Source organism: Sphingobium quisquiliarum P25 (assembly GCF_000445065.1).
Lineage (GTDB): Bacteria > Pseudomonadota > Alphaproteobacteria > Sphingomonadales > Sphingomonadaceae > Sphingobium > Sphingobium quisquiliarum.
In genome coordinates this window covers 56,752-80,763 of record NZ_ATHO01000162.1, presented here as the reverse complement: position 1 = coordinate 80,763, position 24,012 = coordinate 56,752, and the positions used below count along the sequence as shown (strand labels likewise).

21 protein-coding genes, 1 tRNA gene and 1 pseudogene are annotated in these 24,012 nt (G+C 64.3%); 11 read left to right on the top strand and 12 right to left on the bottom strand.

Annotated elements, in window-relative coordinates; genetic code table 11:
* Window positions 1-61: 61 nt before the first annotated feature.
* The 3 genes from L288_RS40265 to L288_RS40255 all read right to left on the bottom strand — a co-directional run bounded on the left by L288_RS40265 (window position 62) and on the right by L288_RS40255 (window position 2,016).
* Window positions 62-904, bottom strand: a complete 843-nt coding sequence (locus tag L288_RS40265; RefSeq protein WP_021239860.1) for a DUF932 domain-containing protein — start codon at window positions 902-904, stop codon at window positions 62-64.
* Between the two features lie 349 nt (window positions 905-1,253).
* Window positions 1,254-1,643, bottom strand: a complete 390-nt coding sequence (locus tag L288_RS40260) for a hypothetical protein (protein WP_021239859.1) — start codon at window positions 1,641-1,643, stop codon at window positions 1,254-1,256.
* A gap of 67 nt (window positions 1,644-1,710) precedes the next feature.
* On the bottom strand, window positions 1,711-2,016 hold the full coding sequence (locus L288_RS40255; RefSeq protein ID WP_021239858.1) for a DUF736 domain-containing protein: 306 nt from the start codon (window positions 2,014-2,016) through the stop codon (window positions 1,711-1,713).
* A gap of 686 nt (window positions 2,017-2,702) precedes the next feature.
* Between L288_RS40255 and L288_RS40250 the strand changes: the two genes are divergently transcribed.
* The 3 genes from L288_RS40250 to L288_RS40240 all read left to right on the top strand — a co-directional run bounded on the left by L288_RS40250 (window position 2,703) and on the right by L288_RS40240 (window position 3,697).
* The gene (locus L288_RS40250) at window positions 2,703-3,038 is read left to right on the top strand and encodes a hypothetical protein (RefSeq protein WP_021239857.1); all 336 of its coding nucleotides are present in this window, start codon (window positions 2,703-2,705) and stop codon (window positions 3,036-3,038) included.
* A 69-nt stretch (window positions 3,039-3,107) separates the two neighbouring features.
* On the top strand, window positions 3,108-3,386 hold the full coding sequence (locus tag L288_RS40245) for a type II toxin-antitoxin system ParD family antitoxin (protein ID WP_021239856.1): 279 nt from the start codon (window positions 3,108-3,110) through the stop codon (window positions 3,384-3,386).
* A gap of 2 nt (window positions 3,387-3,388) precedes the next feature.
* Window positions 3,389-3,697, top strand: coding sequence for a type II toxin-antitoxin system RelE/ParE family toxin (locus L288_RS40240; RefSeq protein ID WP_021239855.1), 309 nt, complete (start codon window positions 3,389-3,391; stop codon window positions 3,695-3,697).
* Between the two features lie 141 nt (window positions 3,698-3,838).
* Here the strand turns inward: L288_RS40240 and L288_RS40235 are convergent, their stop codons facing one another.
* A complete protein-coding gene (locus tag L288_RS40235) occupies window positions 3,839-5,983 on the bottom strand; it encodes a ParB/RepB/Spo0J family partition protein (RefSeq protein ID WP_021239854.1) in 2,145 nt (714 codons plus the stop codon).
* 500 nt (window positions 5,984-6,483) lie between these two features.
* On the opposite strand from L288_RS40235, the gene L288_RS40230 reads away from it, so the two are divergent.
* Window positions 6,484-7,023: a hypothetical protein gene (locus L288_RS40230; protein WP_021239853.1), complete on the top strand. Its 540-nt coding sequence runs from the start codon at window positions 6,484-6,486 to the stop codon at window positions 7,021-7,023.
* 65 nt (window positions 7,024-7,088) lie between these two features.
* Here the strand turns inward: L288_RS40230 and qatD are convergent, their stop codons facing one another.
* The 5 genes from qatD to L288_RS40210 form a co-directional block, all read right to left on the bottom strand.
* Window positions 7,089-7,841: a Qat anti-phage system TatD family nuclease QatD gene (gene qatD / locus L288_RS40225; protein WP_021239852.1), complete on the bottom strand. Its 753-nt coding sequence runs from the start codon at window positions 7,839-7,841 to the stop codon at window positions 7,089-7,091.
* A gap of 8 nt (window positions 7,842-7,849) precedes the next feature.
* The gene (gene qatC / locus L288_RS40220) at window positions 7,850-9,199 is read right to left on the bottom strand and encodes a Qat anti-phage system QueC-like protein QatC (protein ID WP_021239851.1); all 1,350 of its coding nucleotides are present in this window, start codon (window positions 9,197-9,199) and stop codon (window positions 7,850-7,852) included.
* Entirely contained in the window at window positions 9,196-10,098 is a 903-nt protein-coding gene (qatB, locus tag L288_RS0122390) for a Qat anti-phage system associated protein QatB (RefSeq protein ID WP_031304930.1), read from the bottom strand. The genes qatC and qatB overlap by 4 nt, the downstream gene beginning before the upstream one ends.
* Window positions 10,098-12,056 carry a Qat anti-phage system ATPase QatA gene (gene qatA, locus L288_RS40215; protein ID WP_021239849.1) on the bottom strand — a complete coding sequence of 653 codons (1,959 nt, stop codon included), beginning with the start codon at window positions 12,054-12,056 and terminating at the stop codon, window positions 10,098-10,100. Before qatA ends, qatB begins: the two co-directional genes overlap by 1 nt.
* 474 nt (window positions 12,057-12,530) lie before the next feature.
* A tRNA-Gly gene (locus L288_RS40210) sits at window positions 12,531-12,605 on the bottom strand.
* Window positions 12,606-12,875: 270 nt separating this feature from the next.
* Here L288_RS40210 and paoA point away from each other — a divergent pair.
* The 7 genes and pseudogenes from paoA to L288_RS40175 all read left to right on the top strand — a co-directional run bounded on the left by paoA (window position 12,876) and on the right by L288_RS40175 (window position 20,609).
* Window positions 12,876-13,514, top strand: coding sequence for an aldehyde dehydrogenase iron-sulfur subunit PaoA (gene paoA, locus L288_RS40205; RefSeq protein ID WP_031304928.1), 639 nt, complete (start codon window positions 12,876-12,878; stop codon window positions 13,512-13,514).
* Window positions 13,511-14,464, top strand: a complete 954-nt coding sequence (locus L288_RS40200; RefSeq protein ID WP_021239847.1) for an FAD binding domain-containing protein — start codon at window positions 13,511-13,513, stop codon at window positions 14,462-14,464. The genes paoA and L288_RS40200 overlap by 4 nt, the downstream gene beginning before the upstream one ends.
* On the top strand, window positions 14,461-16,677 hold the full coding sequence (paoC, locus tag L288_RS40195; RefSeq protein ID WP_021239846.1) for an aldehyde oxidoreductase molybdenum-binding subunit PaoC: 2,217 nt from the start codon (window positions 14,461-14,463) through the stop codon (window positions 16,675-16,677). The genes L288_RS40200 and paoC overlap by 4 nt, the downstream gene beginning before the upstream one ends.
* A gap of 65 nt (window positions 16,678-16,742) precedes the next feature.
* Window positions 16,743-18,773 (top strand): annotated as a pseudogene (locus tag L288_RS40190) (TonB-dependent receptor plug domain-containing protein).
* Window positions 18,774-18,853: 80 nt separating this feature from the next.
* The gene (locus L288_RS40185; protein WP_021239843.1) at window positions 18,854-19,615 is read left to right on the top strand and encodes a Crp/Fnr family transcriptional regulator; all 762 of its coding nucleotides are present in this window, start codon (window positions 18,854-18,856) and stop codon (window positions 19,613-19,615) included.
* Window positions 19,616-19,948: 333 nt separating this feature from the next.
* A complete protein-coding gene (locus L288_RS40180; protein WP_021239842.1) occupies window positions 19,949-20,212 on the top strand; it encodes a hypothetical protein in 264 nt (87 codons plus the stop codon).
* Window positions 20,213-20,354: 142 nt separating this feature from the next.
* A complete protein-coding gene (locus L288_RS40175; RefSeq protein WP_236613077.1) occupies window positions 20,355-20,609 on the top strand; it encodes a hypothetical protein in 255 nt (84 codons plus the stop codon).
* Window positions 20,610-20,665: 56 nt separating this feature from the next.
* Here the strand turns inward: L288_RS40175 and L288_RS40170 are convergent, their stop codons facing one another.
* The 3 genes from L288_RS40170 to L288_RS40160 form a co-directional block, all read right to left on the bottom strand.
* Entirely contained in the window at window positions 20,666-21,289 is a 624-nt protein-coding gene (locus L288_RS40170; RefSeq protein WP_021239840.1) for a hypothetical protein, read from the bottom strand.
* A 96-nt stretch (window positions 21,290-21,385) separates the two neighbouring features.
* Window positions 21,386-21,784, bottom strand: a complete 399-nt coding sequence (locus tag L288_RS40165) for an acyl-CoA thioesterase (protein ID WP_021239839.1) — start codon at window positions 21,782-21,784, stop codon at window positions 21,386-21,388.
* Window positions 21,785-21,853: 69 nt separating this feature from the next.
* Window positions 21,854-23,914, bottom strand: a complete 2,061-nt coding sequence (locus L288_RS40160; RefSeq protein WP_021239838.1) for a S9 family peptidase — start codon at window positions 23,912-23,914, stop codon at window positions 21,854-21,856.
* Window positions 23,915-24,012: the final 98 nt, after the last annotated feature.

Below are 24,012 nucleotides of genomic sequence, written 5' to 3'. Positions count from 1 at the left end.
ATGCGGGGCAATAGGAAACGAAGCCGCAGGGCCGGACGGTCCAGCCCTGCGGTAATAGCGGTCAACCTGTCTTGAGGCGCTGCATACCTTCGGCCAGCGTCCAGAGCGCGCGGTTGAGCGTCACATTCTGGTCGATGCCGTTGATCGGGCGCGACCGGCTGCGACGGATACGGCCTTCGGCATTGCGCTTGCGGCCAGACAATCCGCCACCAATGACGTTCTCCTGAATGACGTTGAACGTGCTCCACAGGCTATTGCCCCTGTCCTCGTAGCGGCGCGGCTCGATGATCTGCTCCGGGGTGAGCGGGCTTTCATCGTCGCCATAGCGGGCGACAAGGCTGACCTCGCCAAGCAACCGCTGCTCATCCTCGGACAGTCGAACCTCCTTCATCGTCTCGCTGGCGTCGATCAACCGGGGGAAGTCCTCGGCCACCGTGTAAACGCCCTCGATAATGTCGTGCTCGATATTGCCCTTGTGGGGCACGCGCACTTCCTCGAACCGCTCGCCCGCAATCATGCTGTTGGTGCAGACGAAACGCAGCATCCCGGCGAACATCTGATAAGCGCTGGTGCCATCGTGGCTGTTCACGATGATGACCTCGGCGGCCTCGGGCTTGCCGATGCCCTCATCCCGGCGAAGGCGCAGCATGTGCTTGGCGTGGCCGTGGCGGCTGCCGTCGCGGGGGACGGACTGCACGGCGAAGAACGGGAACCATCCTTCCCGACGCAACCCCTCCACAATGTCTATGGTGGGGACATAGACATACCGTTCGGAACGGCTGTCGTGCGCCTCACGGGCGAAGATGGACGGGACGTGGCGATACAGCGCCTCGTTGTCGAGCGGCTCATAGCCGCCGATCTGATGGCTGTTGCGGCCGAACCGGGTGGCAAGTTGGTGATACATGGTCTTGACCTTCCTTGGCTTGGGTTTCCGCGCAGCGGGAAGCGCCGCGCTGAAACCCTGCCCGGCGGCGAGCCAGGGGTAGCAAAGGGCAAGGGCGGCCGGGGCGGAGGGGGATCACCCGGCCTGCACAAGCGAAGCGCGGAAGGCTGGGGATACCGCCCCGGACGGTTCCACTTACCTTGCCCGGCGCGAGGGCAACGCCCTTAGCAACCCGCGCCGCCTTGGCGGCGCATGGAAAGCCTGCCCGCATGGCGGGCTCCATCTAAAGGGTCCGGCCCCGCCCGGACTCCCCCTCAAGCGAAGGACAGCCGGAATACCGGCGCGGCCGTCAGGTCGATGGAACGGCGCGTCAGTCGAACAGGTCGCCTTGCCGATACTCTGCGGGTTCCTCGCCTTCGCGGCCCTGCCAGATGATGCGATCACCCTCGTAGATCGTGACGAATCCCTGGCCGCGCCGCTCCTCGTCGGTGGGTGGCGGCTTGGCCTCGAAATTGTAGCACCAGGACCGGCCCTTGGTGCCGGCGAACGCGACCGGGCCGCTCGGCCGCAGCATCACCTGGTCGCAGGCGCCCGAAGGCTCGGCGATGCGGCGGCGGATCACGCCCATCTGATAGGCGCGATAGTCGCTTTCCTCGCGTTCGCTCGGCGGCCGCCAGTGGCGGCAGCGCCGGCAGTCTGCGGGGCCTGGCCTATGATCGTCGAGCGGCGGCCCGCCATTATGGCCGATGCGATCGGACATAGCGAAGATCCTTTTTGGAGTAGGAAAAGGGAGCGCCCCGCCCATTCCGGGCGGGGCGCGGAGCCGGTTAGCTTGCGAGCAGCTCGTATTCGCCGGCCACCGTCTCGGACTCGAAAAGCCGGAGATAGACCGGCTGAGCGACGACGGGATTGAGCTTGAAGGAGATGTAGTCGCGTCCCTCCTTGCTGGTCTTCCGCCAGGCGGCGCCGAACTCGATCCGCTCGTCGTCGGCTGCGACGATGCGGAAGTGGGGGGCCTTCTCGTTGTCCTGGCCCTCGATCGGGCGGAGCACGACCTGTTCGCGCTTGCCGAAGAACCGGATTTCGCCGGTGAAGCCATCGTCGGTGGGGGTGAAGTTTCCGCAGAGCAACATAACGTCAGTCCTTTCTTGCCTCGGGACCGCGCCTATCGCGGCCTCGATGGCTGTCGCCCGGACGGGGGACGCCCGGCCCGCACCCGCAGGGCGGAACGAAGTGGCTGGCGGCGGCGGGCGGTTTTTTTGGTTTCGCGATGCAAAGCCGGCATGGCCGGCGGCGGAAAAAAATCGCCCGCCGCCGTTGCGGGAAGACGGGCGGACTTCGGCCAGACAAGCCTTTGGAGAGGCCGCGTGGGCGGCGGTGCCGCGCAAGATCACGGGGCTGACGGGATGTTCTGCGGGAGCTTTGCCGCCGCCGGCCGTGGCGGCGGCGGCACTGGTCCGGTGTCAGAGGCAGGCGTGGCGGGCGGGTTTCGCGAGCGAGGTGCAAGGGCCCCCCACTTCCGCATCGTTGCGGTCGATGCAGCGGAGCGCGGCACCGCCATGCGGAAATCGGCGGGAGGGGCGCGGCCTGCGTTTCGGACAGGCTCAAACCCGGCCTATGCGATGCCGGCCTAGCGCCGGATCCGGGGCCGGGACTGCTGGCGAACATGGGCTGGCCGCGCTGGTCGGCGCAGCGTCTCGCCTGGAATGGGCGGGGCGCTCCCTTCCCCGCCATCCGACTATAGCGACGGTTCCCCTTGCATATCGTTCCTTATTTGTTCCACGATACAGCTTTGCGAATCGAGATCGAGGAAGGGCGTATGAGCGTGGTGATCCGTGGCGAGGACCGCACGAGATTGAAGGTCATGGGTGATGTGGAGGCCGAGCTGGCGGTTCCGGCCGACAGCGCCGGACGCTGCTGGCTCAGTTTCTCGGACGGGACACTGATCCAAGCCGCCTATGGCGAGGATGATGATTGCCGCTTCGCCGTCAGCGAGGAAGGCGCCGGGATCGTGCGGATTCAGCGCGAGGGTGACAGCGACGTGCTGCAGCTCGACTGGCGCGTGGAATGGGTGACGGTGGCCGCGCCCGGCAATGCGGTGCGCGCGGAGGCGCGGAGCGAACCCATGCCGGTGCTGCCCGGCCTGTTTGCATGATCGCTGCCGAAAGAACCTTGAAGGATAGCGCGAATAGGATTAAATCCTATCTGTAAGGAGTGCTATTCCATGCGGACGACTCAACAGTTCAGCGTAACGCTACCGAACGACATGGCGGCGCAGGTTCGCGCCAAGGTAGCGTCGGGCGAATATGCCAGCGAAAGCGAAGTGATTCGCGACGGATTGCGCGCGCTCCAGGCACGGGACCGAGCCGTCGAGCAATGGCTGCGCAACGAGGTCGTCCCCGCTTATGACGCCTACAAGGCCGATCCCACGCGCGGTATTCCGCTCGACGACGTGCGGGCCGGTCTGGCCGAGCGCCACAAGCGAGCCGCCAAGCGCGGCTGAACGTGGGACATTCCATCATCCTCACGCCGGAAGCGCGTGACCATCTCGACGCCATCTACGACCATATCGCCGCCGCCGCGTCCCCGGACATCGCGCAACGCTTCACCGATGGCATCCTTGATCATATCGGCAAGCTGACCGACTTCCCCCGGCGCGGCACGATGCGCGACGATCTGCGGCCGGGCCTGCGAACGACGGCCTGGCGCCGCCGTGTGACCATCGCCTTCGCGGTGGAAGACACGGCGGTCGTCATTGTCGGAATCTTCTATGGCGGCCGGGATTTCGAGAACTTGCTGACCGAGGACTCTTAAAAAACGCGAGCCGGGCCATGCCCGGCGAGCGACGATAATCCCATGACAGAGCGGCCGCGCCGGAAAGGGGCGCGGCCGCGAATTATCCGGTCTTGGGCAAAGGGGAAACCGAGACCGCCGTAGCGGCCCCGGCTCCGTCACCTATTCGGCGGCAACCGAATAGGCGTCTTCCTCGTCCACCGTCTCGGGCTCGACCTCCACCGCTTCGGGGTCGGTCGGCTGCTCCACCGTTTCGACCTCCACGGCCTCGCCGTCCTCCGCTTCGGTATCGGGGGCCTCCGCTTCGGACGGCTGCGCGGTCCCTTCGGCGTCCTCCGTCTCGACGGGTTCAGCCTCCGGCTCCGGCGTCCGCAGCGCAGCGGGAAGCCATCCGGTTCCAGCCAGAAGCTGTTCGGCTTCCTGCGCCATGTCCGGCTTCTTCATGTCCGCGATCCGGCGGGCGGCATCCTCCGACACGCCATCGGTGACGGCCTCAAGGATATGCCCCTTGGTGACGCGGCCAAGGTAGCTGTCCACGGTGGGCGTCCAGTCCTTCGCCACGTCCAGCGTCAACGCCGTCGCCAGCCTGTCCGCCGTTTGCAGCGTCCGGGGCTTGCGATCCCACGGCACCCGCAGCGCATTGACGGTGCGGGACGCGCAATGCGCCAGCAACGCCACACGCTGCTCATCGTCCAGTGCGACGATGAAGCCCCACAGGTCGGACACGTCACGCGGCATCCGCTCGGCCCATGCTTCATGCGCCTCGCTCGCCCGCGCCGCCAGCGGCGTATCCTCGATCCCCGTCGCATGACTGCCAAGCGGCGTCACGGTCGGACGGATTTCAAGGCAACCGGCCTCGGCGTAGCTGTAGAACAGTTGCGCCGTGAGCGTGTGGGTCAGGGCGACCAGCGCCATGCCGGGCTGCTCGGCAAGCGCCACGCGAAGGGCCAGCGTCCGGTGGGCGGACAGGTCACGAATGAGGCTGTCGGAAATGGGCTTGCCCGGTTCCTCGTCCTCCTCCTCGAAATCCTGAACGTCCTCGTCGTCGTCCTCCGCCTGCTCGTCCTCCACGGCCTCGGGGTCGATGGCCTCGGCCTCGTCCTCTGGCTGCGGATCGGCAAGCGCCTCGTCCTCGGGACGGACGAAACCCCGCTCCATCCTGACCGTGCCGTCATGGTGAAGCACCACGAACACCCCGCCATGCGCGATGATGTTGGGATGGTAGGCATGGCGCTTGGCCGAAATGGCGTCGATCTCGTCGGACACCGTTTCTAGCTTCGCCGCCACGTCCTCGGGCATTTCGTCATAGGACGAATAGCCTTCGGCAAGCTCGTCATGCTCGGTAGACAGGGCATCAAGCTGGGCCTCGGCCTCGTCGGACAGTTCGACCGGCTCCGGGTAGTAGCGCCGCATCCCATGCGAGTGGGGATAGTCGATATGGGCCTCAACCCACTTCCACCCCTCGCCCTGCACCGCGCCCGCGACTTCGCGCAGCTTCTCGACGGCAAGCATGTCGAGCAAGCCCGCATCCTCGAAGAAGCCGCCCCGGTCCTCGGTGAACAGGTCACGGATGATGTTGCCGCTCGCCTCGATATAGGCGTCGGCTCCGACGAACACCGCGCGGCGATCATCGGCAGGCACGTTGCCAGCGGTCATGTCGCGCCGGATGATCCACGGCTCACGATTGTGATGCAGGTTCTCGAACACCTGCTCCTGCCGGGCATGGTCCTCGGTGAGGGCGAAGGCCATCAACTGGTCCAAGGTCAGCCCATCCTCGCGATAGACCTCCAACAGCTTCGGACTGACAGCGCCAAGGCGAAGCCGCTGCTTCACCACGCCCGCCGACACGCCAAACCGTGCGCCGATTTCCTCCGCGCCCCATCCCTTCGTCTCGGACAGTTCGTGGAACCGCTCAAATTGGTCGGCGGGGTGCATCGGGGTCCGGGTGACGTTCTCGTCCAGACTGATTTCGGACGGATCGTTCTCGGTGTCGAGATAGCAGCGGATCGGCTGCGACTTCTTGATCTGCCTGCGCTTGGCGCGCAACAGCATCGCCAGCCTGCGGCCTTCGCCAGCGGTAACGAAATAGGCGCCGGTGGGCATCCCGTCCGCCTTCACTTCGGGTTCCACCACAAGGTTCTGGATAAGCCCCTTGTGCTGGATGGAAGCGGCCAGCGCCTCGATGGCGGTTTCGCCATGCGGCACCTTGCGGGCATTGCGGGGAGACTTCTTGAGCTTGTTGAGGGGCACGAAAATCTCGACGCCCGACACAGGTTCAACGGCGGTCGTTAGGGTAACAGCGTTCATCACTTTTCTCCTTCAAACCGCACTCACCCCGGAATGGGGTGGGCGGCGAAGGAGCGACCGGCAGGCCCGCCGGCAGAGCCGGGGCGCACCCGAAGGGCTGGAACGTAAGAGAAGGTAAGCGCGGCTTGCCGCGCGTTGCGCCCCGGCGCGGCGGGCCTAAAGGGAAGCGGCGCCCACACTATTCGAGGGGAGAGTCACAAACAAATGCGATCGGGCCGGCGAACGCCCTGGCCCGATCTCCGCAGCTTCGAGAAGACACAAATCCGCCTTGGCGGATTTACGGATCGGCGCGGAGACGCCGAACGGGGCGTTGCGGGGTGTCCCCGCAGAGGGGGTAGCGGGCGACCGAAGGGCGCACGGTCAGGGGAAGGCTTTCCCCATCAACCTGACAGATGATAGTGGTCGAACAACTCCGTCCATCTGAAGCCACATCGAATTTGAACACAGGGGGCAGAGTCAAATCGCATCGTGTCTGGACCTATCAACTTGGAAGGAAGCCTATGGACTGGTCACAGCTAACCGGAGCATTGATCGGTCTTGTGGGTGTTCCTTTGGGCATCGTCCTAGGAGAATTGTTGAGGCGGCGGCAGAGAGCCGAACAATTCGCAGCGACGATCTTCGCCAAGCGCCTCGAAGCCTACGACGCTCTTTTAAGTACCCTATTTGAGAGCTATCGGATCGCGAACGAAGTGATCGACAATCAAAAACTGTCGGCGGCCGAGCGGCACGAGCTGATCTCCGCAGCCATCATGCCGATCGCGGAACACACAACACGCAGCGCCCTCTACATAGACGAGGAACTGGGCGCCCATTGCACCGCGCTTTTCATGGGCGTTGAAGACCTGCGTGACCTACCGAAAAGCGAACAGCAAGCACGACTCGCACAGTTCCGAAGGGATTGGCGAGAAACACGCCGGATGATCCTTGAGGACTCAGGTGTCACCAAGGTCAACCGGCTGTTCCGCGACATCAATCGTCCGCGGATCAATTCACCTGTCATCGAACGCATAAGAGAATTGCAGCGCGAGCAGGACGGCTAGACTTGAAATAACTTCCGCCTCGGAAGCAGCGGGGGGATAAACGTCAATCCCACGGGGTGAGCCCCCTATCCTTGTTCTATAAGTATGTTCTTGAGATTCCGCATGATCGTGGCAGAAATGTCCGCTGGCAGCATTCCGTGCAGGCGGGCCAAACCTTCCACAGCGATCCAGACATCGCTCGGCGTGGTCGGGCGGGCATCGGTCTGGGTGAATGGCCCATCTGTTTCGGTCACAATGCGCTCTAGCGGCAGTGCCTTGGTTATCGCGGCGCGTTTTTCATTGGCGAGCATTTCCGCATTCACCGAAAAATAGCAGCCGAGATCGACGGCCCTCCTAGCCTCTGCTGCGGTGCCGGTGAACCAATGAAGCACCACGCGACCGCGCGGAGGCGGCAGGTGTTGTTCGATCATATCGAGCACGGCCTTGGTCGCGCGAACGCTATGCGTCGTGACGATCTTGTTACCCGCCGCCGCACAGAGCGACAACACGCGGGCGAAAACCTCCTTCTGCGTCTCGAAAGACTTGTAGAATCGCGGGCCGGCGTCCAACCCGACCTCGCCTACATACCGTGTCCGCGGAAGCAATTCCTCCCATAGCCCGATTTCATGAGAGCGTTCGGCGACCAGCTGCGGATGCAGGCCGAGAGCTGCTCGAACATGACGGGTGGCAGACGCCAGTTCGTGGTTCCGCGGCCACGCCTTGGGCGTGGTGGTCACGGTTAGGGTGAACACCCCATCGCGCTCGCAACGCTCCACCGCGGCCGAGTGGTCGGGGTAGAGATCGAGGTGGCAATGAAAATCGACGAGACCCGATCGCATGGGACCTCTTACGATGGTGCGGCGCGAACGCCAGTCAGCAAGCGACCAACCTCCTCTAATCCGCGGCGATAGACATCGGCCAGATCGTCGTGGCGGGAAGGATCATCATAGAGCGGCCCTGGCTTGTGGATGAGGGCCTTGGCAAGTTCCGGACGCTTCGAAAGCCGTGCGATCGCGATCTGAAAGGACCGGACCTGCTGACCTTCGGCCTGCTTGGTGTCCAATGTGGCAACCTTCAGGTCGGGCACGCCGTAAACTGTCGAATCTTTGCCTCGCAGAGAGGCCCGCCTAATGAGACATGGCAGGCAGTATCCGCAATGTCCCTGCGGCTTCTTGGTCCATCGCCCTTTCGTCGGTGATGAACATGATAGCGACTGAGGGGCGAGCTGTTTTAGCAAGGCTGGATTAGCGCACTCGGCGACCATTTCCCCCTTGGTCTTGGCCCAATAGGGGTTTTCGACCTTCCCGCTGATGCCGAGCGCCCGGAGCAAATCGTTCCACCGCGCCATATAGAAGGGATGCGTCGTTCGGGTGCTGAGCGCGCCGAGCCGAAGCCGATCAAGCGGCACGTTGAGCGCAATCAGGCCGTTCTCTGGAACCTTGAGCACGAAGTCGCGGTCGAGCGCGGTGCCAGCGGCGGCGCCTAAAGAGAAGAACAGGAACGAGCGACCACGCGTGGTGTCCTCCGATCCAACATCCTCGACGAGTCCGCTATCGAAGCTCATCCACACCCGCAGCCGATCGAAGGCGGATGACTTGTAAGCGCCTTTCAAACCTTCAAAGCATTGCTCCTGCGACTTGCTCACCAGCCCTTCACCCGCGTGGCTGACCAGAAGTGGCGTCTCGCCAGCATTCAAGCTGTCGATCGCGCCGATCAGACTGTCCAAGCCACCGGAAAACAGACTCACGCCATCGAACGGGGTCGGAATAAGGGTCGGCGCCGCAGGAGGGACCAGCTTCGCATAGCCCTTGGCCCTTTTGCGGAAGCCGACATCCCACTTGTCGCCGGTCAGGAAGTTCAGAGCGCGAATCAGGATGGGTGCGGCGGCCGTCCATCGCGCGGGGTCGCTCACGGGGATGACCAGTCGAAGCTCACGCGTCCAGGCATCCTGCGATTCGGTCGAGCGGGAGATGCGTGTGTCCGCTGCGTGAACGTGGGCCGCAACCACTAGCATATCCGCGCCGATTTCGCTCGGAGCCAAGTGCAATGCCTTGAGGTCAGTCAAGGCGCGGCCGATCCCGTGATCGAGACGCTTGCCCGCCACCAACTGCAAGGTCGATGCGACCTCATCGCGAGCCTTCGGAACGCGGGTCTTATCGTCCGGCCCGAAACGGCCGATGATGACATGGCGCCTCATTTCGTTGCCTCCCCATCGCCCATCGTCTGCAACACGTCGAAGGCTGATTGATAGACGTTGGTCACAAAGCCCATCACCGCATCAGGGGTCAGCGACTGAATGTTGACACCCGCGGCGTTGATCGCGTCGCTGACACCACGCTGGATGAAATCGCGCAGTTGCGCTTCAACCCTCTCGGCCGCGCGCAGATCGGCGGGCAAGGTCACAACCTTAGTGCCGATGTCGTTGCAGATGCGGGCCTCGATTGCGTGCGTCGCATACAGCTCGAAGACGGTCTGCATCTGGCCCGGCGTCAGCGCGTCGATGTCGGTGATGCCCGCGCCGGCAAGATCTGCGATCGTCTCGACGAAGGCATCTCGCGCGATGCCCTCGTCGATCGACCCGCCTTCGGGGCAGATGTAGTCGGCGAGACCCGCGAATACTTCTTCGATTGGTCGCCCAGCGAGGCTTTCCAGGTTAAGTGTTCGCAGGGCTTCGCGAACGCCCTTGGCGCTGGCGTCGTTGAGGAACCGAACAAGCCCGGCGCCTGCGCCTCGCGATGAGCCCATGCGCTGCGCGGCCTGACGCGAGCCGCCCGCAGATTTCGATACATATTGCGAGACCGCGCGACCGAGGCTCCTGCGGTCGCTGCCGCCCGAGCTTGCGAAGCGCGTGAAATTGGTTCGGGCGGATGTGAACCGATCCGACGCTCCTGCTGGCGCGGCCGGACGGGGCGCTGGCGCGGGGGGAACTGCTGGGAGCTTTTCGGCGGGAGACGAGGGTTGTGCTCCGTCGCCATTCTCCGCGCCCGCACCTGCACCGCCCCCACCATCGCCATCGCCATCGCCATCACCCTGCAACCAGCTCGGAATGAGCGGTGTGCCGCCACCTGCACCAGCGTAAGCGCTCGACGTGCCCATCAGCGCCCACCTTTCCGCGTGCGGAGCGCGGCGCTCGCCGTCGTCTTCAAGAAGGTCGAATCGGACGTGGACCATCCTTGGAGTAGCTTCTCGAAGCGCGTCAGGGCGTCGGAATCCTTGATGACGCCCTCCCAACCCGACGCGGGCCACGGCCCGCACCGATCAGCTGGCACGGCTTCGAGCAAGTCGAGAAGATTCGCCTGTAATGTCGGGTGCGCGCGAACCAGCACGGCGAGGCCATCTATGCCGGGAGGCGCCGTATCAAAGGCGTCGCCGCCCATGACGCGCCCGCGCAATTCCTCGAAGACCTGCGCGGCTTCGGCCGGAACGAGTTGCTTGAGTTCACCTTCGAACGCCTGAACGGCCAGTTTCGGGCCGAGCAGCTTTTCGACCACCGCCGCGAGACGCCCGAGGACAGAGGCCGCGCCGAAATAGTCCTTCCGATCCTTGGTCACGAACAGATAGGGGCGCAGATCGACTTCCGCCAAGGCCGGTGACAGCCGCGCCCAGGCCCGTATCGCGTCAGCTGCCTTCCATTCAGTCAGGATGGCGCTGTCCTTGGAGTCCGGCACGGCGATCGGCTTGGCGTCATCCGTGGAACTGATTTTCGGCCCGGTCCGCTTCGCCTTGGGGGCCGGCTTCTCCTCCAACGCCGCGGCTTCGAGCGCCGCCAAATCTACGCAGTGACCGTCCGGATCGCGGGCGGCGGCGCTGGCGATCTGGTCGAACAATCTGGAAAGGAACCGTTCGGCCAGCATTAGCTTCGCTAGGACGGGCAGCTTCACCTCTTCTCCGAAGCCGCGGGCGAGCGCAGTTTGATGGCGCAGCAACAGAGTGTTCAGGAAACGCTTGATCTGTCGCGGATTGCCCTGAGTGCCACTGGCCAGGATTGGACCGATCTGATCGCTCAAGGTGAGCGCATTCTGGACCTTGCCGGCTTTGTCGCCCAAGGCAGTTTTGACCGTCTGCGCGTCGAGTCCGGCTGTCTGCCAGGGCCGTTTGAGCAACTCGCGGGCCGAGGTGATGAGCGCCGAGTAAGCGGGATCGTCCTCGCCCAGCTCGGAGCCGACAAGCAACAGTGTGGCGTAGATACGGGTTTCGGTCTCGCCCAAAGCCGGAATCCGAAACGGTATTTGGATCAGCTTTTCGAGATAGTTGCGCGCATAGTCGCGGGGGCCGGTGGTATCCGGAAGCTCGGGGAAATGCTTGCGCACCGAATATTCGATCATCGCCTCGTCGGCCGCGACGATGAACGCGGTGCGGGCGGTGAAGACGAACAGGCGGACGGCTTCGAGCGTTTCGATCGCCGTGTCCGGCAGGCAGCGGTCGAGATCGTCGATGAGGACGATCAGTTGCTTGACACCCGCCTGCTTGAGCAGATCGTCAAAAGCTTTCCGGAACGCCTCGATCTCCTCCGGCACATTCTTCGACTCTCCTGGTTTCAGGAGTCCCTGCACGCCGTCGATGGCCTTGTCGTAATTCTCCTGCGTGGCGAGTTTCGAGGGATCGGAGAAGATTTCCTTCAAGGTGCCGACCACCGTGCCGACCTGATCGGCTGTGGGGATGCCGGTGAACGCGGTGAAAGCGAGACCGCCGCCGTGGCGCGCGATCTTGAGCCAGTCGATCCGCTTGAAGATGTCCTTTACGGCCAAGCCGGCCTGAGTAAGCAGGGGGCGCTTTTCGATAAGGCCGGTGACGATGCCTTCTATCAGCGCGATCTTGGCATCCTCGAAACCCTGAAAGCGCCAGCCATTGAATTTGATGCAGAGCACGTCCTCATCAGAGCTGAGGCCGCTTTCGATCATCTCCAGGATGCTGGATTTACCAGCTCCCCAATCGCCGTGAACGCCGATCGTCACGGCGCGCTCGGGCTTCTCGCGCAGCAGTTCGATTATGGTCGTGGCGATCGCCTCGTTGTTGAGGAGATCGACCTTTGTTTCATTGTCAGTGAGAATCATCCGCCCCCGCTCCCCCCACGACTCGTCATGGTTGTATAATGATGCCCCACGCGCAACACTGCCCGAACAAACCGATTTTCGCTATATGTTCTTGTCGGGCTTTCCACTGACCGTGACGCTTTATAGGTCGGCAACTCCGTTTCATGAACCTAGCTACTTCCGTGCGAGTGAGCATAGAGGTCAAAGGCTCCGCTTCGACGTAGCAACCGAAGGTGACGACGTAGATCGCTAGGATCGCCCGATTAACGTCAATAGGCATGGTTAGGTAGCGGCTAAGTGAGCCCCCCGACAAACCCAAGTTGGCCTAGGGACATCAACAGCGCGCAACAAAAATGTTGACCGGACATGCGCTGGTCGCTGCGGGCCGGGTGTCCACCGCAGCAAATCGGTGGACACCAGGTGGACACCAACGGATTTCGAGACCTGCCCGCGTTTAGCGAGGGTCTCGTAACCTACTGATTTTACTGGTATTTTTGGAGCGGGCGAAGGGATTCGAACCCTCGACCCCAACCTTGGCAAGGTTGTGCTCTACCCCTGAGCTACGCCCGCTCTGGCGGCCGGAGGATGTGTCCCTCTCGGCGGGTGAGGCGGGCAACTAGCAGCGGTTCTGCGCCTGGGCAAGGGGAGAATTGGAGACAGCGCAAATTTTCTGGGCAAAATTTCCTGGGAAACGGTTTGCCGCTGCATGGACCGCCTTCGAGAGCTTGGCGGATCACGAGTGCCTGCTAGAATGCGGGCAGCGCACCTAATTATTCGCGCGAACGGGATCATCCGGGGCCTTGCTTCGTAATGGCCTGAGGCGTGCAGGAGGAAGAAAATATGTCATCCGGTCACCTGACCCGCCGGGGGCTGCTGCGGGGCAGCGGCGCTGTGGCGGTTGCTTTCCCTGCGATGGGCACGGCGCATGGTGCGTCACCCAATATGCCGCGATCAAGCGAAGGAGCAGGCATGAACGCCGTCGAACTCACCGTGAACGGCCGGGAAGTGCATCTTCAACTCGACCCGCGCACCAGCTTGCTGGATGCGTTGCGGGAACATCTGCACCTGACCGGCACCAAAAAGGGCTGCGACCATGGGCAGTGCGGGGCCTGCACGGTCATCGTCGAAGGCCGCCGGATCAACAGCTGCCTGACGCTGGCGGTCATGCATGACGGCGATCATGTGACGACCATCGAAGGGATCGGCACGCCGGAAAAGCTGCACCCGATCCAACAGGCCTTCATCACCCATGACGGCTATCAATGCGGTTACTGCACCCCTGGCCAGATCTGTTCGGCCGTGGCGATGCTGGACGAGATCGCGGCGGGCGTCCCCAGCCATGTCACGCAGGACCTGGACGAGGTCGAATTTTCGGACGCCGAACTGCGCGAGCGGATGAGCGGCAATATCTGCCGGTGCGCCGCCTATCCCAACATCATTGCTGCGATCCGCGACGCGGCCGGGAAGGGCAAGGCATGAAGCCCTTCACCTACAGCCGCGCGGCAAGCGTGGAGGAAGCAGCGCAAGCAGCCGCCAGCACGCAGGGCGCGCGCTTTATCGCGGGCGGCACGAACCTGCTCGACCTGATGAAATTGCAGATCGAAACGCCCACGCACCTGATCGACGTCAACCATATCGGCCTCGACAGGATCGAGGGGACGCAGGAGGGCGGCCTTCGCATCGGCGCGCTGGTGCGCAACAGCGATCTCGCCGCCGACAAGAGGGTGCGGCGCGATTATGCGGTGTTGAGCCGCGCGCTGCTGGCGGGCGCGTCGGGGCAGTTGCGCAACAAGGCTACGACCGCAGGCAACCTGCTCCAGCGCACCCGCTGCCCCTATTTTTACGACACGCGCATGCCCTGCAACAAGCGGAAGCCGGGGAGCGGCTGCTCGGCGATGAAGGGCATCAACCGTGGTCTTGCCATTATCGGCACCAGCGAAGCCTGCATCGCGCAGCATCCGTCCGACATGGCCGTGGCGATGCGCCTGCTGGATGCTCAGGTCGAAACGATGGCGGCGGATGGCGCGCGCCGGTCCATTCCCATCGCTGACTTTCACAAGCTGCCGGGCGATACGCCCCATGTAGAACATGCGCTAAAGCCCGGTGAACTCATCACCGCCGTCACCTTGCCCAGGCCGGTGGGTGGCACGCATGTCTATCGCAAGGTTCGCGATCGTTCCTCCTATGCCTTCGCGCTGGTGTCGGTGGCGGCCATCCTGGGCAAGGACGGCGGCGGGCGCTTTGCCTTTGGCGGCATCGCGCCCAGGCCTTGGCGGGTCGAGGCCGCCGATGCCGCTGCCCCCGCAGGACCATCGGCCGTGGCCGAGGCCGCGCTGGCCGGAGCGCGGCCGACGGCGCAGAACGCCTTTAAGCAAGGGCTGACCGCGCGAACGCTTGCATCCATTTTCCGTCAGGAGGCGCGGGCATGAAGTTCGACACGCCAGCAACCGCCAATCCCATCGATCGCGGCCGGGTCGTGGGCATCGCGCATGACCGTATCGAAGGCGCGGCCAAGGTGACGGGCACCGCGCCCTACGCCTATGAACGCCATGACGCCGCGCCCAACGCCGCCTACGGCTGGATCGTCGGATCGGCGATCGGCAAGGGACGCATCGCCGCCATGGACCTGAGGGCGGCCGAAGCAGCGCCCGGCGTCCTTGGCATCGTCACGCATCAGAATGCGGGGCCTTTGGGCAAGGGCGACATGAACACCGCCCATCTGCTGGGCGGCCCGGCGATCGAACATTATGATCAGGCGGTGGCGCTGGTGATTGCAGACACGCTGGAAAATGCGCGCGACGCGGCCCGGCTGCTGCGGATCGATTATGCGCCCGAACAGGGGCGGTTTGATCTGGCGGCGGAGCGGGACAAGGCCGCCGTGCCCAGGGCGGGCTTCGGCGGCTCCGCCGATACGAGCGCCGGTGACTTCGATTCAGCCTTCGCCCAGGCGGCGGTGAAGATCGACCAGAGCTATACCACGCCGGACCAGAGCCATGCGATGATGGAGCCCCATGCCACCATCGCTGCCTGGAATGGCGACCGGCTGACGCTGTGGACATCCAACCAGATGGTCGCCTGGGGCGTGAGCGACATGGCGAAGACGCTCAAGATTCCCAAGGAAAAGATCCGCCTCGTCACCCCTTATGTGGGTGGCGGCTTTGGCGGGAAATTGTTCCTGCGCGCCGATGCCCTGCTGGCGGCGCTTGGCGCGCGCGCCGTGGGACGGCCGGTCAAGGTCGCGCTCGCCCGGCCGCAAATCCCCAACAATACCACTCACCGGTCGGCCACCATCCAGCGCATCCGCATCGGCGCTGACAAGGATGGCGTGATCGACGCCATCGCGCATGAGGTCTGGTCCGGCGACCTGCCCGGCGGCAGCCCTGAAACAGCGGCGCAGCAGACGCGGCTGCTCTATCGCGGCGATCATCGCCGGACCGCGCACCGGCTGGCGACGCTTGACCTGCCCGAAGCGAATGCCATGCGCGCGCCGGGCGAGGCCGTGGGGATGCTGGCGCTGGAAGTGGCGATGGACGAACTGGCGGAGGCGTGCGGGGTCGATCCGGTCGAACTGCGCATCCGCAACGATGTGCAATATGACCCGGAAGCGGGACCGCAACGTCCTTTTTCCAGCCGGAAGTTCGTCGAATGCCTGCGACAGGGCGCGGCGCGCTTCGGATGGGACAAGCGGCAACCGGAACCGGGGCGAAGGCGCGAGGGGCGCTGGCTGCTGGGCATGGGCATGGCGGCCGCCTTCCGCAACAATCTGGTCGTCGCGTCGGGCGCGCGCGTGGGAGTGGACGCGAAGGGCCATGTGACGGTCGAAACCGACATGACCGACATCGGCACCGGCAGCTACACGATCATCGGCCAGACAGCGGCGGAAATGCTGGGCGTGCCGCTGGAGGCGGTGACCGTGCGCCTGGGCGACAGCCGCTTTCCGGTATCGTCTGGGTCGGGCGGGCAGTTCGGCGGGAACAGTTCGACCGCGGGCGTCTATGCCGCGTGCGTCGCCCTGCGGGCGAAGCTTGCCGAAAAGGCGGGCTTTCCTGCTGACGAGGTGACGTTCGACGACGGGCTGCTGCGCATGGGCAACCAGTCGCAGGCGCTGGGTGCGCTCGCCGGGCCGGATGGTCTGTGGGCAGAGGACAAGATCGAATTTGGCGACCTCACCAAACGCTATGCCCAGGCGACCTTCGGCGCGCATTTCTGCGAAGTCGCGGTGGACATGGACACGGCCGAAGTCCGCATCCGCCGCATGGGCGGGGCGTTCGCCGCCGGGCGCATCCTCAACCCCAAATCCGCGCGCAGCCAGGTGATCGGGGCGATGACCATGGGCGCGGGCGCGGCGCTGATGGAGGAACTGCATGTCGACACGCGCTTCGGCTTCTTCGTCAACCATGACATGGCGGAATATCTGGTGCCGGTGCATGCCGACATCCCCGATCAGGACGTGCTGTTCGTGGAGGAACTGGACGACAAAAGCTCGCCCATGAAGGCGAAGGGCGTGGGAGAGCTGGGCATTTGCGGCGCCGGGGCGGCGGTCGCCAACGCCATCTACAACGCGACGGGCATTCGCCTGAGGGACTATCCGCTGACCATCGACAAGCTGATCGCGCAGGCGGAAGGCTCCGCCTTGGCTTGACCGGGGCGGACACCGGCGGCCGGCATGGTTGCCGCAGGCGAGGGGGCGATGTAGGGGCCGCTGTCATGAAGACGCTGGCCCTTTCGATCATCCTGCTCGCCTGTCCCTCCGCCGCCCTGTGCCAGCAGGCCGATCCCGATCCGGCAAGAATCGTCGTGACGGGCGCGGGTCTGCCGCTGCCCCCCGGAACGCCCGCCTATGGATCGGTGGTGATCGACCGCGACCGGCTGCTGAACAGCGCGTCGGGGCGGATCGAAAGCGTGCTGGGCGACGTCGCCGGGTTCCAGCAGTTCCGGCGGTCCGACAGCCGTTCGGCCAACCCCTCCGCCCAGGGAGCGACCCTGCGCGCGCTTGGCGGCAATGCGTCGAGCCGGACGCTGGTGCTGCTGGACGGCGTGCCCATGGCGGACCCGTTTTTCGGCTATATCCCGTTCAGCGCGCTTGTGCCCGACCGGCTGTCCGTCGTCCGGGTGACGCGCGGCGGCGGCGTGGGCGCGTTCGGCGCGGGCGCTGTCGCTGGCACCATCGAACTGGCAAGCGCGACCCGCGATCAGCTTCCGGTCTTCTCCGCCAGCGCCCTCTACGGCAGCCGGGACGCCACGGAACTGTCGGCCAGCTACAGCCCCGATCTGGGCGGAGGACTCGTCTCCCTGTCGGGCCGGTGGGATCGCGGTGACGGCTTCCAGACCACGCCGGAGGATCAGCGCACCGCCGCGACCGTGCCAGCCGCCTATGATGGCTGGTCCGCCAATCTGCGCGCCGTCGCGCCGCTGTCGGCCACGTCCGAATTGCAATTCCGCGCGACGCTGTTCCGGGACGAACGCACGCTGCGCTTCCGGGGCGCCGACAGCATGAGCGAGGGGCAGGACGCCAGCATCCGCTATGTGTCGCGCGGGCCATAGCAGGTGGACGCGCTCGCCTATCTGCAAGCGCGCAACTTTTCGAACATCGTCATCTCCTCCAGCCCGCCTTTCCGCACGTCGCTCGACCAGCGGAACACGCCTTCGACGGGGCTGGGCGGCAAGATCGAACTGCGTCCTCCTGTGGGGCCTGCCCATGTGCTGCGGATCGGCGTCGACAGCCGTCTGGCGAGCGGAGATATGTTCGAGGACGCCTATAATGCGATTACCGGCGCGGCGAGCGCGCATCGCCATGCCGGGGGCAAGCAGCTGACGGCGGGCCTTTTCGCCGAGGATGACTGGACGATCGGCGATCTGGTCCTGACAGGTGGCGTGCGGGCCGACCGCTGGAAAATCCATGACGGCTTCTTCCGCGCGGCGGGCACGGGGGCGGCGGACGATAGCTTTCCCGACCGGTCGGGGTGGGAATTTTCCGGGCGGGCGGGCGCGCTCTTCCGGGTGAGCGGCACGCTCGCGGTGCGCGGGGCGGGCTATACGGGCTTTCGCCTGCCCACGCTCAATGAACTCTACCGCCCCTTCGTCATCGCTTCGTCCGCGTCGATGGTGACGACGCGCGCCAATCCGGCTCTCGAAAATGAAAAGTTGAAAGGGGTCGAGGCGGGGCTTGAACTGACCCCGGCGCCGGACGTCACCCTTTCCGCCACCGCCTTTTACAACCGGCTCGACAATGCGGTGGGCAATGTGACGGTGAGTTCTAGCGTCAGCGGCGATCGCATGATCATCGTGCGCGAACGTCGCAATATCGACCGCATCGTCGCCAGGGGCATTGAACTCAGCGCCAGCGCGCGGGCGGGCGATTTCCAGCTTTCCGCCTCCTATGCCTACAGCCGCAGCAGGGTTCATGCGCCGGGGCAGGATTTCGACGGCCTCGCGCCCGCTCAAAGCCCGCGCCATGCCGCCAGCGCGACCGTCGCATGGAATCCCGCGCCGCAGGCGGCTCTCTCCGCCACGCTGCGCTATGTGTCGAAACAATATGAAGATGATCTGCAATCGGACGTGCTGCCCCACGCCCTTACTCTGGATGCTTTCGCCCGCATTCCCGTTACGCCCGCTATTTCGATCGTGGCCCGGGGCGAGAATTTGTGGGACGAACGGGTGGTGACCCGTAATGCCGGAGGATCGATCGACCTTGGAACGCCACGTACATTATGGCTTGGTCTGACGGTCGCGCGCTAATTATCTATCTTCTTGCCTTACTTTAAAGAGGGGGCACGCCGCGTCTGCTAGGGCGGGACGGTATTTCTTTCCGAGGCTCCGTGCGCGCGTTATCCGATGACCAACCGCCGCTCGGCTATTCCCGGGCCCGGTTATCCGAATTCCTGTCCCCCACGCCAGCCGAGTTCGACCTGTTCGTCGGCCTGGCCGGGCCGATCCAGCAGGTCGAACGCCACCGCACGATCAGGCGGGAGGGTGATCGGCCGCAATCCGTTTACCTGCTGGTCGAAGGCTGGGTGCTGAGCAGCATGACCCTGCCTGACGGCAGCCGCCAGATATTGAAGGTCCATCTGCCGGGCGACATGATGGGCTCGCCCAGCATCGCGCTGGCGGGGGCGGCCGAAACGCTGACGGCGCTGACGCCCGTCAAGCTGCGCGCGATGAGCCATGCGGCCCTGGGAAGCCTGTTCACCCGCGCGCCGCGTCTCGCCGCGCTGCTGTTCCTCAGCGCGCAGCAGGAACGGGTGATATTGATGGACCGTCTCTGTTCCATCGGCCGCACATCGGCGGAATGCCGCCTGGCCTTGCTTCTGCTTCACCTGCATGACCGCCTGAAGCTGATCACGCCCCGGATGGAAGGCACCTTCGACCACCCGCTGACGCAGGAGCATATCGGCGACATATTGGGCCTGACCTCCGTTCATGTGAACCGGGTGTTCCGCGCCTTGGAAAACAGGGGGCTGATCAGGCGCAGCGGACACAGGGTCGAATTGCTTGACATGCCCGCGCTCCGCAAGCTGAGCGGGGTGCCGGTCCGGCCGCTGGCGCAGGACCTCAGCTGGTTGCCTCCACCCTTGGAGTGAGGCGGCGGTTGGAAGCGGCCGATGAGAGATAATGGAAATTAACAATATTGAGATTTATTAGGAAGCATCCGGCTTGACGCGAATCTTCCCCTATGGAAATTTGGCCATGGCAGATGAGGAAACAATCATCGCTGGAGAGGATGTCGAATAAATGCCTGGATGGCGCGGAAAGCGCATCTGAATATTACTATATATCGGAATTACTTCGCGCCTCTGCTTGGAAGAGGTGGAAGATTTTTACACCCCGAAATCCGTCTATACAAGCTTGGTAGGATCTATAGGTCCTATGCGTGCTGCCCTGGACGGATTGGATAGCAAAATAATATCGGGACAATGAGCGCTGGAGAGAATGCGATGAAGCTGGACCAGCCTGTTCACAGCAAGGCCTTTCACAAGCTGCTGATAAGGTGTTTCGCCGAACAACGCCGCCCGACGGAAGAAGAAGTCGACCTGATGGCGAGTAAAATCTGGCAGGAAAGCCATGGCTCCGTCACTGGCCAGCAATGGTGGGACGTGATGCGCGGCAGCGACGCGCACCGGCAAATGATCAACGCCGCGCTGATGGCGCTGGGTTCCTACGATCGGAAGGCCGCCTGAGCGCTTGCCGGGTTTCCTGTTCACAGGCAGGCAAATCCCTTTCCCAATTGACCCTTGGTGCCCGTAATGGGAAAATGGCCGTGGGATTGTCGAGGGATCGATGCAGATGGAAAAGGCAGGACAAGCTGAGGGCAGGCTCCCCGTGCGGACCATCTTATGGGCCGTGATCGCTGCCATTTTGGTGGCTCCGCTGGTCGCGATGCAGTTCACCAGCGCGGTCCAGTGGACAGCTTTCGATTTCGCCGTTGCCGCCCTGCTCCTGATCGGGGCGATGGGGCTGTATGAAATCGCGTCCCGCCTGCTTTCAAATAGCCGCCATCGCGCCTTGGCCGGGGCAGGGCTTGGCCTTGCCGTGCTGCTGCTCTGGGCCGAGGGCGCGGTGGGAATCCTCCACTAGGCATTGACGACGTGCGCAGGCGGTTCCGCACATTGTGCGAAGCCGCCTGCCCGATGTCAGCGGTTCGTGACCGTGGTTGTGGTTTTTTCCACCACCGTGGCGCGGGCGGGGGCGGATGTCGTCTTGCGCACGGCCTTGCGCGTCGCGGACGTTGTTTTGCGGGTCGTCGTGGCGGGCGCTGTCTTCACGGTCTCCGTCGTCACGGTCGTTGCGGCAGGTTCGGGCGGGGCCACTGCGGCCGCGCGGGCGGCACGGGCATCGGCGGCCGCTGCTGCTGCGGCGCGTTCGGCTGCATCCGCGCGTGCATTGGCGGCGGCGGCATCCTGCTGGGCTGCTGCTGCGGTGGACGCCTGCACCTGCGCATCCGTTTCGACGCGCGCCTGGCTCTGGCCGATGGCGGTGTCAGCAAATTGCTGCGCCTCGATCGCCGCCTTGATGGCGTCCTGCTCCTTGCCGCTTTCCAGCCGTTCCTGGGCCAGGCGCAGCGATGCCTGAGCCTTGGCAAGCACGGCGGGATCGATCTCACTCGCCTTGAGCTTGGCGGCGGCGTCGATCTTGCCCTGCGCCTGGGCGATCGCGGCCAGCGCGCGTTCCTCATCCCCCGCCAGTGCCGGGCCCGCAGTCAGGAACAGCGCCGAGGCAGCAGCGAGGGTGCGGATGGTGAAGCCGGTCTTGGGCATAATCTCTCCTGTCGTAGTTGGTGGGCCGGACAACGTGGCATCGGGCCGCACGGTTCCACTCGCCGCACGGGGCAGGCGCGGCGTGGGACGGGAGCGTCAGGGGGTCAGGAAGGGGGCGGCGACCTCCGCCGGTACGCGCAGGATGCGGCCCGACTGCCGGTCGATGATCGCCCAGGTGGATTTGGCCGCAACCTTCACCTTGCCGTCCGCGCCGGTAAATTCCATGTGGCGGTCGAAGCGCGCGCCGCGCGGCCCCTGCGGAATCCAGGTACGGGCCGTCACCGTCTCGCCCTCCCGCACATTGCCGCGATAGTCGATCTCATGCCGGGTGACGACCCAGACATAGGCGTCGACATGCCCGGCCGCCGCGTCGCGGGTCCAATGTTCGGTCGCGACCTGCTCCATCCATTGCACCCAGACCGCATTGTTCACATGGCCGAGGATATCAATGTGCTCCGGCCCGGCCGTGATCCGGGTTATGTAGGTCGAGGACATGCCGGCTCCTGTCGTTGCTCGCTTCGTCCCTCTCCCAACCATCCCTCCTTTGAAGGAGGAGGGCGATTCTTACTGCGTCACCCCTAATTGCCAGAGAATGAAGGCAAATTCCTCCGCCGTTTCGTGCAGGCTTTCGAAACGCCCCGACTTGCCGCCATGGCCCGCGCCCATATTGGTTTTCAGCAGCAGGATATTGTCGTCCGTCTTGGTCGCGCGCAGCTTCGCCACCCATTTGGCCGGTTCCCAATAGGTCACGCGCGGGTCGTTGAGCCCGGCCGTGACCATCAGCGGCGGATAGGCCTGCGCCTTCACATTGCTGTAGGGATCGTAGGACAGGATCGTTTCGAATGCCGCCTTGTCCTCGATCGGATTGCCCCATTCGGGCCATTCGCCCGGCGTCAGGGGCAGGCTCGCGTCCAGCATGGTGTTGAGCACATCGACGAAGGGCACATGGGCGACCACCGCGCCCCAAAGGTCCGGGTCGGAATTGATCACCGCGCCCATCAACTCCCCGCCCGCCGATCCGCCGGAAATGCTGATCCGCCCCTTCGACGTGTAGCCGCGTTCGATCAGCCCCTTGGCCACGTCCACGAAATCGTTGAACGTGTTGGTGCGCTTGTCCAGCTTGCCGTCCAGATACCATTGCTGCCCCAGATCGTCGCCGCCCCGGATATGCGCCAGCGCAAAGGCGAAGCCGCGCTCCAGCAGCGACAGGCGGCTGGTGGAAAAGCCCGGCTCCATCGCGATGCCGTAGGCGCCATAGCCGTAAAGGTGCAGCGGCGCGCTGCCGTCGCGGGGCAGGTCCCTGGGATAGACGATCGACACGGGGATGGGCGTGCCGTCGCGCGCCGGGATCATCAGCCTTTCGGTCGCGTAGCGGCTTGCGTCATAGCCTGAAGGAATCTCCTGCACCTTCAGCACCTCAAGCTCGCCGGTGGCCAGATGATAGTCGTAGATGGTGTCGGGCGTGACCATCGATTCATAACCGATCCGCAGCTTCGTCACGTCATATTCGGGATTGTCGTCCAGCGACGCGGAATAGCTCGCCTCCGGGAAGGAGAGGCGCTTGGCGCTGTGCGTCTCGTAATCGCGCAGCTCGATCTGGTCGAGCCCGTCCTGCCGCCCTTCCGTGACGTAGAAGCCCTTGAACAGGGTGAAGTCGGTCAGGTAGAAATGCGGGTCCGGCGCGATGACTTCCTCCCACTCTCCCGGTGCTGAGAGCGGCGCCTTCACCAGCCGGAAGTTGGGATGGATGTCGTTGGTGCGGATGTACAGCGTGCCGTCATGCTCATCGACCTCATATTCCCGGCCGGGCTTGCGCGCGGAAACGAGCAGCGGCTCGGCCGTGGGATTGCCGGCGGGCAGCAGCCAGACTTCGGTCGTCACATGGTCGCCGGTCGCAATAACGATCCACTTTTCCGACGAGGTAAGGCCCACCGATACGCGGAAGCCGTCATCATCCTCATGGAACAGTTCGACGTCCGTCTCTACCGGCTGCCCGATCCAGTGCAGGCGGGCATTGTCGGTCCGCCAGTTTTCATTGGCGATGCCGTAGATCAGGCCCCTGCTGTCGCTGGTCCAGACCAGGGATGACAGCGTGTCGGGAATGACCTCCGGCAGCAGTTCGCCGGTGAACAGGTCCTTGATCCGCGCCTCGAATCGTTCCGACCCATCATTGTCGATGGCATAGGCGAGGTAGCGGCCGTCCGGGCTGACCGACATCGCGCCCAATCGGAAATATTCGTGACCTTCGGCAAGGGCGGGTTCGTCGAGGATCAGCTGATCCTCGCCGCCATTGACGTGCCGCCGATACCATTTGCGATATTGCGCCCCGACCTCGAACGCGCGCCAATAGACATAGTCGCCGTCCTTCTGCGGCACCGACCTGTCATCTTCCTTGATCCGGCCCTTCATCTCCGCGAACAGGGTGTCGGTCAGCGCCTTGTGCGGCCGCATCGCGCTTTCGAAGAAGCTGTTCTCCGCCTCCAGATAGGCGAGCACGTCCGGGTCCTTGACCTCAGGATAGCCGGGATCGCGCAGCCAGGACCAGGGATCTTCGACGGTGATGCCGTGACGGGTCAGGCTGAAAGGGCGGCGGGCGGCGGAAGGGGGAACAAGGGAAGCGGTCATTCACAGTCCTGTATCGTGGGCCGGACGCGCTGGCATAAGCGCGCATGCCTGCTTATGTTGGCGGTGATGGGGCCCGCGCAAGGGGCCGATGTGATCCA